Source organism: Bradyrhizobium sp. Pa8 (genome assembly GCF_052588265.1).
On the sequence record NZ_CP176767.1, the window covers coordinates 2057586 to 2073866 of the forward strand.

Genomic DNA, 16281 nt, shown 5'->3' on the forward strand with positions numbered 1-16281 from the left:
GCGCGCGAGCGAGGCCGCTAGATCGCGAGCATGCTGTTGCCCTGAATGGACAGCAGCGTCAGGTTTCCGGTGGCATAGGCCCCGGTATCGATGTTGGCCCGGTTCTCGAGCAGCTCGGCCTGCTTCACCGGCGTATGGCCGTGCACGACGTATTTGCCGAAGCGCCTGTTGCTTTGCAGGAACTCGTCCCTGATCCACAACAGGTCCTGCTCGCGCTGCTCGGAGAGCGGAATGCCCGGGCGCACCCCTGCATGGACGAAGAAGAAGTCGCCGCATGTGAAGGTCGGCCGCAACTGGCGCAGGAACGCGATGTGCTCCGGCGGCATCACGGATGTGAGCTCGCGCACCAGATCGGGCAACTCGTCCTTGCCAAGGCCGGGCGCGGCCGACACGCCGTACGACATCAGGGTCTGGAGCCCGCCGAACTGAAACCATTCGGCGGCGCGGGCGGGATCTTCCAGCACCGAGGTGAAATAGGCCTCGTGATTGCCCTTGAGAAAGACGGTGTTGCGGCGGCGGCTGCGGTTGATCAGGAGGTCGAGGGTATGGCGCGAGTCCGGTCCGCGATCGATGTAGTCGCCGAGGAAGACCTCGATCGCGCGATATGGTCGGCTGTTGGCCATGTCCGCATCGATCACGGCGAACATCTGCTCGAGCAGATGGGCGCAGCCGTGGATATCGCTGATCGCATAGATCCGCACGCCGTTCGGTAGCTTCGGCCGGGGCGAATTTCGGGGCGCAATCATGGACATGGGGTGCAACTCTTTCAGAGAGCTTCACCCGGGATGTCAATATGCGATCGGCGAATTTGGGTGTCCGAGCAGGTTTTTTTCACCCCTGCCGGGAAGCCTGCGCCTGGACGATCATTCACCAGCTCTGCGAATCACCTGTCCCCAAGCTTGCGCGAGGCTGGCCGAGTTGCGGCCGTCGAACGATGGTGCGGCCTTGCCGCGATAGGCGGCCGCTCCCGCGCGGACCAGAACCGCGCCGCAGAAATAGCCAAGCTGGAGCACCGCCGCGAAGACGAGGATCGTCACAACGATGTGAGCTGAATCGTGTCCTTGCCAGGCGGAGCCCACACCGAGGATCGTCGCACCGAGAACGATGGCGGGTGGCAGGATGAAGATCCGGAATCGGCCTCCCAGCAACGATCCGATCAGCAGACTGAAAATGGCAACCGTACTCACGACGCAACTCCTCGAATTGGTCACGAGTGTTAATGGCCGCGGCCTAATAACGGCTTAAGCGGCATGGTTGAACAGCCGTTCAAATGCGCGCGACAATGCTGTGCGAAAATGACGCGATTTGGTGCGAAACGCGGCGTGATGCCCGCTTAATTGTCACGTGTGTGACAGTAGTTTGAGCATTGTTTTGCAGCGACGCTGCATTGCATGAAAATCGATTTGATTTTTTCGGTGCACTGCCGCAATGTCGCTTTGTTTAGTTAAGATATACTCCGTCGCACGTCGAAAGAATTAGATCGATTTGCTCGCAGTTCTGATTGCGAGTGGTGACGAGGCAGCGAGGTTCGGATGGCTGTAGCAACTTACGGTTCGGAAAACTATTATTCGGTTATCTCGAACCGACGCGGTGCCCTCCAAAGACCCCTGCAAGTGGCTTTGATCGCCGGAGACTTCGTCGCCGTGCTGCTCAGCTATTTCGCGGCAAGCGGCCTGTATCGCGTGCTCGTGATCGAGCAGGACTCATCCGTCGGAGCAGGTCTGGTCGTCGGCGCGGTGTTCGTGACGATCGCTTATTTCCAGGGCGTCTACGATCACCATCGTCTGATGAACACGGTCTGGCAGCTGCGCAAGGCCCTGGCGGTCTGGCTGATCTCGCTGACCATTCTCGCCGTCGAAGCGTTCCTGCTCAAATCGTCCGCGGACCTGTCGCGCGGAACCACGCTGCTGTTCGCGGCCACCGGCGGCGTCGCCTTGGGCGGTCTGCGCGTGCTGTGGCGTCTGGCGCTGACCTCGAGCTACGCCAAGGGCCGTCTGGTGGACCGCAAGGTCGTGCTGCTCAGCCTCAAGCCTCTCGATTTCACCTCGACCCGGTTCAAGGATCTGCGCAAGCACGGCTTCAACGTCGTGCGGCACTTCGTGCTCGATCCGTCTGAGGAGGGCGCGGGCTGGGATCGCGAGATTCGCGACATCACCCGCCAGGCGCGCACGGCGGATGTGGAAGAATATCTCCTGGTTATCGACTGGGACGAGATGCCGCTTCTCCAGAAGCTGAGCCAGCACCTGCGCGTTGTTCCCCAGCCGATCCGTCTTCTGCCGGATTTCCCGATCGCCGATCTGGTCTCGCGTCCGTTCCAGCCCGTCAGCGGCACGGTCGCGATCGAGATCCAGCGTGCGCCGCTCAGCGTGTTCGAGCAGGCGCAGAAGCGCTGCCTCGACATCGGACTTGCCTCGTTCGCGCTTCTGTTGCTGGCGCCGCTGCTGATCACGGCTGCGATCATGATCAAGCTCGATTCCAAGGGCAATGTGATCTTCAAGCAGGCTAGGCGCGGCTTCAACGGTAAGCAATTCGATATCTGGAAGTTCCGCTCGATGACGGTGGCGGAGAACGGTCATGTCGTCACGCAGGCGACGAAGAGCGACGCGCGCGTGACCCGTGTCGGCCGCGTGCTGCGGCGGACCAGCATCGACGAGCTGCCGCAGCTCTGGAACGTTCTGCGTGGCGAGATGTCGCTGGTCGGGCCGCGCCCGCATGCGCTCGCGCACGACAATTACTACGACCCGATCATCAGCAACTACGTGTACCGGCATCACATGAAGCCGGGCCTGACCGGTTGGGCCCAGGTCAACGGCTTCCGCGGCGAGACGCCGACCATCGATCTGATGGAAAAGCGGGTCGAGTACGACATCTGGTACGTCAGCAATTGGAGCATCTGGCTCGACATCAGGATCATCCTGAAGACCGCGCTGGCGCTGATCCATCAGGAAGCCTACTGAGCCAGGCCGACGTCGGGCGCGCATTGCCGCGTCCGACGCGCACGCCGTCCTTGCAGAGGGGAAACGGCCTGCATTTTGCAGCATGTGATTCGTTGCTGCCCCTTTGACGATTTGCCCCCCGAAACGCCGAGCCCTGCAGATTGAGCCATCGCCTCGCCAAGTTCGTCGCCTTGCCGTTGCTCGTCACCTGGGCGATCGCTGCCGCCTGTTCTCATGCGAACGCGTTGGAGTGGGGGGTCGGCGGACCGCCGCAAAAACGCAGGGATCTCGCGCCGATCTTTCAGCTCATGAGGGAGCGTGGGCTCACGCAATACAGGACCGGTCTCAACCTGACGCAAGATGCCGAGCCGGGCGAAGCCGCGATGTTCCGGCAGACCATTGCGCTCGCCAGAAAATATTCGATCACACTTCATCCTCTGATCAACTTCCCCTTCCGCTACGGTGACCGCACCGACAAGGGGCGGTACCCCAAGGGAGACCGGGACGCGCTCTACAGGCAGGGCTACGACCGCACCTACGCGTTCGTCCGGCAATTCAAGGACGATGTGTCCGACTGGGAGCTTGAGAACGAGATCAACCTGCTCGCGGTCGATTCCGACGGGAAGAAGCTGTTCGGGCGCGGCATGACCGCGGCAGACTTCGAAATGCCGGTGATGGAAGACTGGGCCCAGGTGTTGCACGGCGCGTCCGATGCCATCGACCAGATCAACCGCGAGACCGGAAGTCATCTGCGCAAGGTGCTGAACACGACGTCGACGATGCTGGGCTTCCTCGACTTTATGGAGTCCCGGGGCGTGAAATACGACGTGATCTCCTACCACTATTACGAGGTGGCGGGGCAGAATCCGCATCGGCACTGGAATGGACGCAATCCGCCCTTCGACCTCTTCAAGAAGCTGGCGTCCTATCACCGCCCGGTGACGTTCAACGAAGTCAATTGCGCCGAGATCTACAAGCCGGCCTATGGAAATCGGCCCGGCGATCCCCTGACGGAGCAATGCCTCCGGTCGCTGCGGGACACCTTCCAGTATCTGAAGAACCAGAAAGACGTCGAGATCGAGAGCGTGATGGTCTACGAGCTGTTCGACGAGCCGCAGAAGAAGCCGCCGGAGAACAGGTTTGGGCTGATGTACGAGATCGACAGGCCCAAGGTTGCGCTCTTCCTTCTTTCGGAATTTGCCGGCGGCCGCCTGTCGGCTGAAGAATCGACTGAGTTGAGAACCAGGGGACTGTAGCTTTCGGTCTCCGTGCGAAGAAAAGAACCTGCAATGCCTTTACCTGGATCTGAGCGCGTCAACACCGAGAAGTCGGGCAGCATCTTGGGCTTCAACGGGCTGCGCGGTCTTTCGGTCGTCCTGGTTTATCTCAATCACAAGTGCGGACTGCAGTTCTACTCGGGTAGCGTCGGCGTCTGGATATTCTTCATTCTGAGCGGCTTCCTGATCATCGGCGAGCAAAACAGGCAGCGAGGCAGGGTCGAGACGGCCGCGTCCCGGCCCGCGGCGGAAATCGTCACCTTCTGGGTCAAGCGGGCGACGCGCATTTTTCCCGCATATTATGCGCTTCTCGCCATCCTGTTCCTGACCCGGTCCTATTTTCAGCATGCGGGGCCCGACCTCGGCTTCCGCTATCACGTTGTGTACCTGTCCAACTACTGGATCGGCAGCGTCATCGGCGGAACCGCTGGTCCCTTCGGCGTGCTCTGGACGCTCTCGGTCGAGCAGCAGTTCTACGTGATCGCACCTTTCCTTTTCATTCTGCTGCCCCTGGAGCGTCACTTCGCCATCTGCATGAGCGTCGTCGTTCTCGGCGTGATCAGCCATTTCCTGATGTATTCGTCGGGCTTCAATCACACGGCCATCCATACCCTGTCGCCGTGGAATTTCAGCCTCATCGCGTTCGGCGGCGCGCTGACGATCTTGCATCTCCAGAGACGGGAATGGGCTCCGAACGGCAACGGCACGTTCGTGTGCCTTCTCATCGTCGGGTTCATGCTGTGCTCGAACGGCGTGATTTACGACGCTCCTTCGTATCTTTCCCCCGCGATCGACATTGCAATCGGGCTTTGCCTTGTCGCGCTGGTCTGGTGGGTACGCGCCAACCAGGACAGTGCCTTCGTTCAGGCGCTGGAGTGGAAGCCGCTCGAGCATCTTGGGAAGATCAGCTACGGCTTCTATCTCGTTCACAATTTCATCCCGAACCCGCTCGGCAAGGCGCTGACGCTCTATGGCGGGATGTCGGTGCCCGACAGTGTGAAGATCACCGCGGGGGCAGCCATCGGTTTCGTGATCTCCTACGCTGTTGCGCATGTGTCCTGGAAGTACTTCGAATCGCCGATCCTGCGCAGCCGTCGCGGCCTGACCAAATTCTTCCTGCAATACCTGCCCGAAAATCCCTCGCAGGGCGTGCCGCGAACCGAGCTGAAATAGCCTAGCGGCTCATGCGAAAGCCATCGCCATCGGCTGGATAACAGCGATGGCGAATTCGCAGGCCCTTCTCCGCGACGAAATGCCAGAACAGGTCCCGATCGGCTTCGGGCGCGGTGCAGGTACGTTCGAGCAGCGCGACGCGCGCCTCGGTGCCTGCCGCCTGATAGAACGTGGCCGCGCTTGGGAACAGGCGGGCCTGGAAGATATCCGCGAAGTCCTGGGTGGCGTAATCCCTGAGCTCGGGCGAGGCCGCATTGAAGGCGCGAAGCGCCAGCGGCGCACGGATGAGCTGGAGCCAGGCCTCATGCGGCGCAAAACGATAGGACAGGCCCAGCAATTCCGCGGTCCGCGGCCCAAAGCCGGCCTGATGAATTTCGGCCCAGTAGCTGCCGAACCAGCCCAGTCCTTCGGTCGGCGCGCACGCGAGCAGGGCGCGGCTCGTGGATGCGACGGCATCTGCGTCGGTGTCGATCTGCTTCAGGTCGCCTGCGCGTGTCGATTCGTCGGCGATTGCGAGCTGGAGCAGCAAGAGTTCGCGCAGCGTCTTGGCGCTGCATAGGCGACGGGCGGACGGCAGATTGTCCGATACGATCCCTCTCAAGCGATCGACTTCATATCGCTCGCCGCGCGCGACACGTCCTGCAATCTGCGGAACCGCGGGATTGGTCACATCCGGGGCGATAGCCGCGATCCACGCCAGCGCGGCCGCGGCCAGCGCGATGGTCGAGCCGCGCAGAAGCCAGCGATACGCGGTCCCCGCGGCCTGTGCCGCCGGATCGGTGGCGCTAGGCTCCCTCGACATAGTAGCTGTTGTAGTGCGAGCCCTTATACGCCTCGATCCTCTTGAGCATCTTCGGATTGGCGCGATTGAGCACGGCGCCCAGAAGCTTCTTCTGAATGCCTTCGGAGCTCGCCATCGACTCCTGGAGCGCGTTGCGGGTCGTACGGCCCCACTCGATGACGTAAACCATCGCATCGACGAGATGGCTGACAGCCTTGGCGTCGGTCACCGGCATCACCGGCGCCAGATCGATGACGATGTATTCGTATTCCTCGCGCACCACTGCAAGCAGGTCCGCCATCGCCTTGGAGGCGATGACGTCTGCCGAGTTCACCATGCGCGATGCGACGACGGAGGGCAGGAAGTCGAGCCCGCTCTCCTTGCTGCGCTGGATATGATAGCCGAACGAGCGCGGATCCTTGAGGGCTTCGACCAGGCCGGTCTTGGAATGCGGAGCCAGCGCCCTCGTCAGCGAGCGGGTGTGGAGGTCGCCGTCGATCAGTAGGGTGCGATGTCCGGTCAACGCGGTCAGATGACCGAAATTGGCGGCGACCGTCGTTTTTCCCTCTTTCGGCAAGGACGACAGGATTCCGATGACCTTGACCTCGCGCGAGAGACGGGCGACGTCGATCGACACCTTGATGTTCCGCAGCGTCTCCGCGAACCGCGAGAACGGGTGCTCGACGACGTAGCTGGATATGTTTCCTTCCGGATGATCTGCCGAAGCCCTCGCCGCGCGGATGTCGGGAAGAACGCCGAGGCATTTCACCCCGAGCTGATCCTCGACGTCGCTCGGAGATCGCAGCACGTCGCTCATCAGTTCCTTCGTGAAGGCTGCCCCGAAGCCGAAACAGAGACCGCCGAGCATGCCGCCGACCAGCGCCAGCAGCGTCTTGGGTGAGCTCTTCTTGTCGGGTTTGACCGCCGTGCCGATGATGCGCGCTTCGCTGATCGGGAAGCTCTGGTTCTGCGTCGCGTTCTGCAGCTTCTCGAGGAAGTTGTTGTAGAGGTTACGATAAGTATCCGCCGCGCTCTCGAGGTCGCGCAGCTTGACCTGCGCCTGACTCGTGCTGCCAGCCTGGGATACGAGATTTTTGAGATTCTCCTCAAGCGACGTCTCACGGCTCTTGGCGATCTCGTACTCGCTGCGATATGCGTCCGCGATACGACGGACCTCGTCCGCGATCGCCTTGCGCAGCTCTTCCATGCGGTTGGCGAGGTTGACGGCCGCCTGGTGGGTCTTGCCGTAACGGCTCGACCAGTCGGCATATTGCGCCGCCAGGTCGAGATATTGGGCGCGCAGGCGCGTGATTACCGTGTTGTTGAGTGCGTCCGTCACGGTCGGCTGGACGAGATCCTTGTCGAGCAGCGCCTCGATCCGGTCGAGGCGGGCCTTGGCCTCGGCGGTCGCGGCATGAGCGGCAATCAGCTGGGAGTTGACGTCCGCAAGCTGTTGCTCGCTCATCAGACCCCGGCTGGTACCCACGATGTTGTTTTGTGCCTTGAACGTCTGCACGGCGCGGTCGCTCGCCGTCGCCTGTTCACGCAGCTCGGCGCTGCGTTGCTGGAGCCACTCGCCGGCGCGCTTGGTCGACTGATATTTCGCCTCCAGCGCGCCGACGATGTAGGCGTCCGCAATCGCGTTGGCGATCTGCGCAGCCTTGTTCGGATCGAGCGAACGGTAGTTCATGGAGAGGACATAGGTCGTCAGCACGCGCTCGACCTTCAGGTTCTTCTGGAGGAGTTCGACCGCGCCGCGCTCGACCCGCTCCTTGCTCGGAGGACCGTCCGACCCGAACATCGCGATGACCTTGCCGATGACCAGCGGAATCAATCCGGGATCCGAGCCGTTGAACTCCGGATCCTCGGTGAGCTTCAGGCGACGGACGATCGACAGGAGCAGGTCGTCAGACTGGAGAATCTCGACTTGGCTGTCGACGAAGCCCGGGTCGATCAGAGCGTTGGCGGTTCCGCTGTCCTTGTCCAGCACCTGGGTTTGACGCGTGTCCATCAGGATGCGCGCATTTGCCGTGTACATCGGCGTTGCCACGATCAGGTAGACGAGAACGATCGCGAGCGTACCGGCCACGATGGCGACGATCAGCGGCCATTGGCGGCGTACGATGTCCAGAGCGCGCTCGGCGCTGAGCGTCGTGCCACCGACCTCGATGGCATATCTCGGGCGTTGCGGAAACTGATCTCGTGGCTGAAACATCACTGGGAATCTTGAGGTTGTCACTCGGGAAGGGGAACGGGTTTGAACGGGTCGGCGAGTTCGGTCTTCCACTCACCCGACATCAGACCGGCGCTTGCACCCGGACCCGCCGGTGCATTGCTGGCCGTGGTGGGAGCCGGGCTTCCCGGAACGGGCGCAGCCGCCGCGTCCTGATCCGTGAGATATCCTTTGAGGACGGACCCGTCGTGCAGCTTGGCAACGAATTCGCTGATCCGGCGCGCGACGTCGGGCTTGGTCGCGATGCAGCGCTCTTCGGCACGGTGAAGCCCGGCGCCGATTGCGACACGGTCGGCCTGGCTCGCCTCGCGCAGCATGTCCCGAACCGGATCGAGCGCGGCTATGTCGGTCACCAGCAAGCCGGTGAGCCGGCCCGAAAGCTTGTCCCTGTCGTTCTTCGACTGTCGCAACAAAACCGAGGGGTCCGAGACGAATGCGCTGACCGCGGACGACGGCGCTCGTTCGGCGCGATCGACGCATTGAGCCTGCGCCGGCGCGGACAGCGTCGCAGACACGGCAACGGCGATCACTGCCGCGATCCGTAAGACCGGCAGGGAGCCACGCAACAAGCTATCGAGTTTGATTAGGATCGCGCTCATATCTCGTTGCAAACTAGTGATGACGTATGGATTTAGGCCCTAGGTCCTTGATGACCCAAAACTATGTCAAATTCTTGTGCGGCGCAAAATATAAACCAGTACGGACCAAATTGCCATCCTTGCCCGCTCTGCATCCCCGTTTCAGATGAACGAAATTCTTGCTGCGATCAGGCGCGGATTCGGCGAATGGTTGCACGCGCTCGTATGCGATAAGCACGAATTTTAGGCAAGCGCCATGCCAAGGCAAAGGCGCGAGGGACGGTCTGGCAGACCATCTCCTCGCGCCTGTCGCAACCTGCGATTGAGGGCGGTAGAGCGAAACTTCGCGCGGTCTATTCGGAGGTCCGCAACATCGCGAGACGCGTGGCCCGCAGGCGCTCGCCATGCTCGCCGATCGCGACCCAGAAGCGCGGATTGCCGCTGGACTGCATCGAGATCCACTCGTAATCCGCGGCGTTCCAGGGTCGCACCGAAGCGGAAAGGTTGTCCAGGACGAAGTCGCCGTCGGCCAGTCGCGCGACCAGCACGAGATGGCCCTGGCCGCCATTGGTCAGGACCACTGCGAGGCGCAGTGCCGACTTGGGCCAGCCCATCTCGATCAGTTGATGACGCTTGGTGACCGCGTAGTCGTTGCAATCGCCGGCGGACGGCGAAAGGCTCCAGCGCGCCACCATCGGATTGGTCGATTTCTGCATCGGTGTGATCGACGCGTTCACCGAGCTGTTCACCTCGCGCAGCATGCTCATCGCCCGGTCGCCCGAAGGCAGTGTCCGGTCGGCGGCGTCGCCCGTGCATTCGCCGTCGTTGTTCATGCAGAACTTGACGAATTGCAGCGGGGCGAGCGCATTGTCGTACTCGCGGATGAACGCGCCCTTCGCCTGATTGAGCGAACCGTCGTTCAACATTTCGGCCTTGGCGGCGGTGCCGGTCGACGCGATCCCGATCGCGACCAGCGATTTGATAATCCAGCTCATGACATCCCCGTCTCGCGTTTTCTTTTTTGACGCTACGGGTATCTCACAAACGATTTGAGCTTTGGTTCCGCGGAAATTTACAATTGTAGCTAAATAGGCCGGTCACGGGACCGGCCTGAGAGGGGTGGTTAATTCACTGCCAATGCAGCGGTTCCAGCCGTCAGCGCGACGGGCTTACCGAGGTCAGAACGGCGGTCGATGTCGCCGCAAACAGCGTCTGTGACGCCGCACCGGGTCCGCTCTGACTCACGGCCGTGGGTTCGGTCGAGGTTGCTCCGCCACCGCGTGCCTCCGCCGCGGCCGAACCAAGTCCGCCGCCGGCTGTGGTCTCGCCCGTCGGATCGGCACCGTTGGTCGCTTCGGTCGGGATATCGCCGGTGATGCTGGTGAACGATTGGATCAGGTCGGGATTCTCGGTCTTGAGAACCGCCTCCTGGATCAGCTGGGCAACGCCGGGCTGCGACAGGACGCAGACCGAAGCGGCGGTGCCGAGACCAGCGCCAATGGCGCGGCTTTGATCAGCGCTGCTGGCCTTCGCCAACGAGACAATGCCGTCGACTGTCTCGGGACGCGCGGTCAGAAGGTCGCGCACAGCCGAGGCGAGGCCGCCTTGTCCGTCCTTGAACTGGTCGAGCAGTCCGCCCGGATTGGCCAGAAAGTCGGTGGCGCGCTCGGCTGAAACAACGCCTGTGTTGGCAACGCAGCCCGAGCTGACGCCCGTTGCGCCGAATGCAGCCGGCATTCCGGCGAAAAGTGCCAGCGCTCCGACGATCACGGTGAAGCGCCTACCAGAATTCCAGCTCATTGCCCTGCCCATTTCAATCAATTTGACTTTAAACTTCAATTAATTCGACTTTAGCTCGACTTGCACGGATTTGCCACGTTCTTTTCGCATCTGTGATGGTAGCGATTGCGCGAGGCCGCACCCGACGATGGCTGCGAAAAACACGCCGTAACCGGGTATCTGCAACGAGAAATCGATGCAGCTATGTGCAATTCCCAATACAGCGACGCTGGCGCCGATCACGGGTATGTAGCGGTCGCGCTTTCGGCGCAAGCTTCCGGTAAACAGATGGTAAAGATACCAGAGGCAGGCCAGCGCGATGACGGCGAAGGCGGGGATGCCTAATTCGACGGCAATTTCCAGCGGCGTGCTGTGAGCGCGGTCCCAGATGCCGAGACTGCCGAGCGCTGCGGGCCTGATGGCGGGAAAAACAGCTTCGAAATTGCCCAGCCCGACACCGAGCAGCCGATGATCGGCGATGATCCCCAATGACGCCTGGTAGGCCGCAAGCCGCTGCGGATCGATCAGCCCGTGTTCGACGATTCGCCCCGCTACGAGGCCGCCTACGAGTTGCAAGAGCACGAGCCCTGCTGCTGCCGAGCCGCCGAGGACCAGCCACTTCCGCGATCTGCCGAGCTCGAGCGGCACAAGATAAAGGATGATGGCCAGCACGAACGTGCCGACCGACAGCAGCAGACCCGCCCGCGATCCGGTCATGGCAAGCGCGATCGTGCAGATCGCAAATCCCGCACCGAGCGCCACCGGCGCGGAGAGGATTTGCTCGAGCTGCGATCGCCAATCCGGTTGTTCCGGCGGCCCGCCTTCCTGGCGATGCATGGTGCGCAGAAGCGGCACCAGAAACAGCAGGGCGCAGGTGCCCAAGAACGTCGCCGCCGTGTTTCGATTGACGAAGGTGCCCGTGGCAAAGCCCAGATAGGCTTCCTTCTGCCTGAACAGCACCATGTCCGGTGCGATCAGCTCCGCCAGAATTCCGTACAATGCATACAGGCAACCCGCCCATGCCAGTATGCGTAGCAGCGAACGTGCGGCTCCCGCATCGCTTGCAAGAATCACGGCGCGCGTGAAGGCGAGCGACAGCAGCAAGACCGATCCGAACGCCAGCCACGTTCCGCGCGCGGTGACCGAGAGACGGTCAGGCAGGACGAGGCCGAAAAAACGCCGCGGCAGTTCCCAGACCGCTGCTGATTCACTGGACGGATCGCTCCACGTTTGCAACGCCACGATGACAACCACCGCTGCGATCGCCACTGCCAATGGAATGAGCAACATGGCATTGCGACGGCTCACGGCCGAAAGATCGGCGGTCAGCAGGCTGCAGACGAGCAGAAAATTCCAGAAGCAAATCCACGCGAGGTCGAGGGATCCGAGCGGAAGTGGCGCCAGCACAAACACGGCTGTGGCGAAAAATCGCGATATCGCGCCCAAAGTCCCCTCTGTCGTTCAGCTCAGCCGCGATGGAGCTACCAGAACTTCGCGCGAGATCAAGTTAATGCGAGGCTGGGTCGTTGATGGCCATTCGCAACATCGCAAACAAGACCGCAGCGGTTCGCGCGTGCAGCCCTGATCTGTTCCAGACGCAATGCCCGTTGCCTCACGAAAGCTGAATTGAAGTTTATGAGCATGTCGTCGGAGCAAAGATGCCGGCCGGCGTCTTGCTGCCGCATCTGTCGTGCACTGTCCTGGTCGAGATCGGCGCTTCGCGGCTCTTTTCAGTTGAATAAACCACCCGGTGGAGGCATTATATTGCACCGCAGCATTTCGCTTTGGTCGAATCGTAGAGCCTCTATCAAGTGCTAGCTCATCAAACAAAGGCGCACTACGTTCCGCTGGACAGCGTTCGTGGCCTCGCCGCCCTCTGCGTGGTCGTCCATCACTTCGTCGGATCGGATCCGCTCGCCGCTGCGCTTCCCCATCGCGCCTGGATCGACGTCGCGTTTTTTCACAATTCCTGGCTCTTCGTCGACTTGTTCTTCGTGTTGAGCGGCATCGTGATCTCGATGAGCTACGTGCAGTCGGAGTTCAGCGAGTTCGACTTCCGAACGTTCACCTTGCGCCGTATCGCGCGCATCTATCCGCTGCACATCGTCATGCTGTTCGCGTTTCTGGCGTTTCGCCTGATGCGGCTCACGCTCACCGAACTGGACCTGCTGCACTTCTCGACCAACGAGACGGCGGATCTCCAGGTTAACAATGTGTACTCGTTTGTCGCGAATGTGTTCTTGCTCCATGCTATGGGCGTGCTCGACTATCTGAGCTGGAACGGCCCGAGCTGGAGCATCAGCGCGGAGTTCTACACTTATCTCGTGTTTGGCGCCGTCGTCGTCCTGTCGCTGCGCCTTGGCTACATCAAGCTCGTCTATGTTTTCAGTGCCGTGCTGGCCGTGATGGGCGCGGCTCTCATTATCTTCGTGCTCAAGAATGAAACGCTCGATTTCCAGACCAACGCCTTCACCCGATGCTTCCTGGGCTTCTTCGTCGGCGTGCTTACGCTTCGTTTCGTCTCGGGAAAAGGTCGTTCAGTGAGCCCCTTCGTTCAGTCGGCCTGCCAGATCGGCGCGGCCGTCGTCGCCATCGTGCTGGTTTCAGTCGTCGGCTTCGACGAACGGCTCAGCTTCGTGGCGCCGATCGTTTTCGGCGCCCTGCTGGGCTCGCTGATGGCGTTTCCGGAGCGGCTCCTGCCGAAGCTGCTGTCCGTTCGTCCGCTGGTCTGGCTGGGCAAGCGCTCCTATTCGATCTACATGACGCATGCGCTGATACTTGTCCTCATCCAGTACTTCGCGCGTGGCGTGGGCACCGGGCGCCTGCAAATCGTGGACAGCATTCTTCCCGGACTGGCAGCCTCGCTGCTGCTCGCCGTCTTCGTGGCCGCCGTGCTCGTGCTCTCCAACTTCACCTACCTCTGGGTCGAGATGCCGGGGTCGCGGTTCGTGCTTCGGCTCTTCAATCGCCGCCCCGTTCCCGCTGTGGTCGCGGCGGAGTGACGGGCATGTCCAGCAACTCTTCGGCTCTACCGAGGTCGGACTGGCGCATGGTCGATCCGGTGGCCTTGCCCCGGCATTACCAGCAGGAGGGCAGTGCATTCTTCAGTCTCGAGGCAATCGCGCTCTTGCTTTATTTCTACCGCGATGCGCTCGCAGGCGCGCTGCGCTATTATCTGGCCGTTCTCAAGATCAGCCCGCTGTGGTTCCTGCCTGACATTTTCGCGCTGGTCTGCATTTTTGCCTTCGTGCAGCGCTACATCCTGATGGGACGTAACCTCGTCGCGATCCTCACGCTGTTCTACATCTGCTTTGCGCTTTACCTCGGATACGTGTTCCTGGGGTATTTCAGCGGCATGATGTCGTCGTTCAAGATGATCGCGCCGGTGTTCGTAGGCTTCTGCTTCTGCGGGCGCAATTTCGGCGACTACGATCGACTGCTACGGTGGCTTCACCCGATCTTCTACCTGACGCTCGTCGGGATCATATTGTCGTCCCGCATGCAGTTGCCTTGGGTGGGATATGCCTACGAGACTTTCGGCACGACGCGGCAGGCGACGCGGCTGTGGTGGTCGGCGTCCGAGACGCGCCTGGCGGGGCTGGCCGCCGACAGCACGATGGCCGCATTCTTCGTGTTCATTTCGTTCGTGATCAGCTCGGTGCGCCGGAGCCTGCTGTGGTGCCTGTTCTGGGCGCCGATCGGTCTCTACGCCATCAAATTGACCACGAACAAGACGTCGCTGGGCGTGATGGTGATCTACATCGCTTGCCTGATCATCGTTCGCCTCGTTCCCGAGCGTGAGAAGTTTCCCATGCTCCGGCGCATGGCGCTGCTGTCGTTCCTGTCGATCCTCGTGCCTGCGGTGCTGATCGCGCTGTTTTCCGGCAACGGGCTTGTCAGCATGTCGCGCGGTCTGTTCAGCCTGCAGGACCGCGTCAACAACAGCTGGCAGTTGCCGTTCGTCTACATGGCTGATCTCATGCCGGTCGGCTTCTTCGTCGGCTGCGGCCTCGGTTGCTTCAACTATCCGCAGCTGCTGTTCTCGAACAAGCTCAGCTATTACGTTCCGGTGGACAATTTCTACCTCGGCACCTACCTGATGTTCGGGCCGATCTTCGTGTTGTTCATGGTCATGGTCATCCTCGCGGTCGCAAGGACCAGGGACATCTACAAGCTGTCTTTTGCGGTGGCCATGAATCTCTTCACCATCACCGTTCTGGCCTATGGTCCGGCAAGCGGCCTGATCATGCTTGGCGTCGCCTTCAGCGAAGTCTTCGCCCGAGAGAGACGTGACGAGACCGTCGCGGACGCGGCGCCGCTCGCGCCTGACGTCGACGATCTGGTTTCGCGGCCGGCATGATGGCGATGTTGCCGCACGCAATGAGCTGCAATGCGCAGCACGGGCTCTGGTCCGCAACTTTCCTTCATCTTGATATCGGATCGCGGCGGTGAGCGCAGACAGCAAGAATTTCGTGGAGGCGATCCAGGGGCTGCGCGGCGTCGCCGCGCTCACCGTGTTGATCGTCCATCTTCAGGACATGCCGCTTCTGGCAGGTTTCCTGCCTCCGATCTGGCCGTGGCTGGAATCGACGGTCAACATGGGCGGGCACGGCGTCGAGCTGTTCTTCATGATCAGCGGCTTCCTGATTCCGGCGAGCCTGATGCGTCACCGCAGCGTCGGGAAGTTCTTTCTCGATCGCGCCCTGCGAATCCTGCCCGTGTTCGTGATCCTGCACCTGATCCTGTTCACGGCAGGCCCCCTGGTTGGCTACAAGTTCTTCAAGGGGATCGATCTGCCGACGTATCTCAAGCTGTTCTTCGTCAATCTGGCGTTCCTGCCGGACGCGTTGGGATTGCCGATCGGCCAGCAGAATGCGTGGACACTGAGCTACGAATGGGCGTTCTACATTCTGTTCGCGGTGATCTTCGTGATGTTGGTGCAGCGGAGGAACTGGTTGCTGGCGGCGCCATTCATCCTGCTCGGTCTCGCGGGCATCGCCTTTCGGCCGATCGCCGCGTTCTTCCTGGTCGGGCTGTTGTTCAGCCTGATCGATTTGCGGATCCGCGTCGTCGGCTGGCCCGGATTGCTGGCGGGCATCCTTTGCGGGATCGCGATGTACGTGTCGATCGAATATGCGCATCCGCTGGTCGGGCTGCTGCCGGGCGCGCTGCTGTTTGGAATGGTCCTTGCTCCGGACTCCGGTATTGCCGCCGCTTTGAGCGGCAAATTCCTGCAGTTCCTCGGAAAGATCAGCTATAGCCTCTATTTGGTCCATCCTTTTGCGCTATTTCCGTTGCAGGTCATCGGAGTGAAGCTGGCCGCGCATGGCGTCAATCTCTGGCTCCTCTGGGCCGGGTTCGCGGGCCTCGGCCTGATTGCCGCACTGATAGCGGGAACTGTCAGTTACGAGCTGATCGAAGTGAGACTCCGCCGCTTGCTCGATCCGGCACTGCGGGGCCTGTTGTTCGGAGTGCGCCGTGAAGCCCGCTATGTCGCCTGAGCGCATCCCTTCGCAATCTTTTC

Annotated in this window: 14 protein-coding genes; 6 read left to right on the forward strand and 8 right to left on the reverse strand. The window is 61.4% G+C overall.

Going from position 1 to position 16281, the window contains the following annotated elements; all coding sequences use genetic code 11:
* Window positions 1-17: 17 nt before the first annotated feature.
* Both ACKWRH_RS09380 and ACKWRH_RS09385 read right to left on the reverse strand, forming a co-directional pair.
* The gene (locus ACKWRH_RS09380) at window positions 18-752 is read right to left on the reverse strand and encodes a metallophosphoesterase family protein (RefSeq protein WP_028154250.1); all 735 of its coding nucleotides are present in this window, start codon (window positions 750-752) and stop codon (window positions 18-20) included.
* Between the two features lie 111 nt (window positions 753-863).
* Complete coding sequence (locus tag ACKWRH_RS09385; RefSeq protein ID WP_445220273.1) at window positions 864-1187, reverse strand: hypothetical protein; 324 nt, start codon at window positions 1185-1187, stop codon at window positions 864-866.
* 345 nt (window positions 1188-1532) lie between these two features.
* On the opposite strand from ACKWRH_RS09385, the gene ACKWRH_RS09390 reads away from it, so the two are divergent.
* From ACKWRH_RS09390 to ACKWRH_RS09400, 3 genes are all read left to right on the forward strand, one after another.
* A complete protein-coding gene (locus ACKWRH_RS09390; protein WP_445220274.1) occupies window positions 1533-2957 on the forward strand; it encodes an undecaprenyl-phosphate glucose phosphotransferase in 1425 nt (474 codons plus the stop codon).
* A 140-nt stretch (window positions 2958-3097) separates the two neighbouring features.
* Complete coding sequence (locus ACKWRH_RS09395; RefSeq protein WP_248881599.1) at window positions 3098-4192, forward strand: hypothetical protein; 1095 nt, start codon at window positions 3098-3100, stop codon at window positions 4190-4192.
* A gap of 33 nt (window positions 4193-4225) precedes the next feature.
* Window positions 4226-5386 (forward strand): acyltransferase family protein, encoded by a 1161-nt coding sequence (locus tag ACKWRH_RS09400; protein WP_445220275.1) that lies wholly within the window; start codon window positions 4226-4228, stop codon window positions 5384-5386.
* A gap of 1 nt (window position 5387) precedes the next feature.
* Here the strand turns inward: ACKWRH_RS09400 and ACKWRH_RS09405 are convergent, their stop codons facing one another.
* The 6 genes from ACKWRH_RS09405 to ACKWRH_RS09430 all read right to left on the reverse strand — a co-directional run bounded on the left by ACKWRH_RS09405 (window position 5388) and on the right by ACKWRH_RS09430 (window position 12203).
* A complete protein-coding gene (locus ACKWRH_RS09405) occupies window positions 5388-6188 on the reverse strand; it encodes a hypothetical protein (protein WP_445220276.1) in 801 nt (266 codons plus the stop codon).
* Complete coding sequence (locus ACKWRH_RS09410) at window positions 6172-8382, reverse strand: GNVR domain-containing protein (protein WP_445220277.1); 2211 nt, start codon at window positions 8380-8382, stop codon at window positions 6172-6174. The genes ACKWRH_RS09405 and ACKWRH_RS09410 overlap by 17 nt, the downstream gene beginning before the upstream one ends.
* A gap of 20 nt (window positions 8383-8402) precedes the next feature.
* The gene (locus ACKWRH_RS09415; protein WP_445220278.1) at window positions 8403-8930 is read right to left on the reverse strand and encodes a hypothetical protein; all 528 of its coding nucleotides are present in this window, start codon (window positions 8928-8930) and stop codon (window positions 8403-8405) included.
* A 401-nt stretch (window positions 8931-9331) separates the two neighbouring features.
* Window positions 9332-9973 carry a transglutaminase-like cysteine peptidase gene (locus tag ACKWRH_RS09420; protein WP_445220279.1) on the reverse strand — a complete coding sequence of 214 codons (642 nt, stop codon included), beginning with the start codon at window positions 9971-9973 and terminating at the stop codon, window positions 9332-9334.
* A gap of 160 nt (window positions 9974-10133) precedes the next feature.
* Complete coding sequence (locus tag ACKWRH_RS09425; RefSeq protein ID WP_445220280.1) at window positions 10134-10778, reverse strand: hypothetical protein; 645 nt, start codon at window positions 10776-10778, stop codon at window positions 10134-10136.
* 39 nt (window positions 10779-10817) lie between these two features.
* Window positions 10818-12203: an O-antigen ligase family protein gene (locus ACKWRH_RS09430; protein WP_445220281.1), complete on the reverse strand. Its 1386-nt coding sequence runs from the start codon at window positions 12201-12203 to the stop codon at window positions 10818-10820.
* A gap of 365 nt (window positions 12204-12568) precedes the next feature.
* Between ACKWRH_RS09430 and ACKWRH_RS09435 the strand changes: the two genes are divergently transcribed.
* The 3 genes from ACKWRH_RS09435 to ACKWRH_RS09445 all read left to right on the forward strand — a co-directional run bounded on the left by ACKWRH_RS09435 (window position 12569) and on the right by ACKWRH_RS09445 (window position 16258).
* Window positions 12569-13759, forward strand: a complete 1191-nt coding sequence (locus ACKWRH_RS09435) for an acyltransferase family protein (RefSeq protein WP_445220282.1) — start codon at window positions 12569-12571, stop codon at window positions 13757-13759.
* Between the two features lie 5 nt (window positions 13760-13764).
* Window positions 13765-15117: a hypothetical protein gene (locus tag ACKWRH_RS09440; RefSeq protein ID WP_445220283.1), complete on the forward strand. Its 1353-nt coding sequence runs from the start codon at window positions 13765-13767 to the stop codon at window positions 15115-15117.
* 88 nt (window positions 15118-15205) lie between these two features.
* Window positions 15206-16258, forward strand: a complete 1053-nt coding sequence (locus tag ACKWRH_RS09445; RefSeq protein WP_445220284.1) for an acyltransferase family protein — start codon at window positions 15206-15208, stop codon at window positions 16256-16258.
* The last annotated feature ends 23 nt before the right edge of the window (window positions 16259-16281 follow it).

What these genes read in the sequence shown, in the direction of transcription:
- ACKWRH_RS09410 (WP_445220277.1), bottom strand. Translation starts at nt 8,382, where the DNA reads ATGTTTCAGCCACGAGATCAGTTTCCGCAACGCCCGAGATATGCCATC.
- ACKWRH_RS09400 (WP_445220275.1), top strand. Translation starts at nt 4,226, where the DNA reads ATGCCTTTACCTGGATCTGAGCGCGTCAACACCGAGAAGTCGGGCAGC.
- ACKWRH_RS09380 (WP_028154250.1), bottom strand. Translation starts at nt 752, where the DNA reads ATGTCCATGATTGCGCCCCGAAATTCGCCCCGGCCGAAGCTACCGAAC.
- ACKWRH_RS09440 (WP_445220283.1), top strand. Translation starts at nt 13,765, where the DNA reads ATGTCCAGCAACTCTTCGGCTCTACCGAGGTCGGACTGGCGCATGGTC.
- ACKWRH_RS09420 (WP_445220279.1), bottom strand. Translation starts at nt 9,973, where the DNA reads ATGAGCTGGATTATCAAATCGCTGGTCGCGATCGGGATCGCGTCGACC.
- ACKWRH_RS09425 (WP_445220280.1), bottom strand. Translation starts at nt 10,778, where the DNA reads ATGAGCTGGAATTCTGGTAGGCGCTTCACCGTGATCGTCGGAGCGCTG.
- ACKWRH_RS09390 (WP_445220274.1), top strand. Translation starts at nt 1,533, where the DNA reads ATGGCTGTAGCAACTTACGGTTCGGAAAACTATTATTCGGTTATCTCG.
- ACKWRH_RS09405 (WP_445220276.1), bottom strand. Translation starts at nt 6,188, where the DNA reads ATGTCGAGGGAGCCTAGCGCCACCGATCCGGCGGCACAGGCCGCGGGG.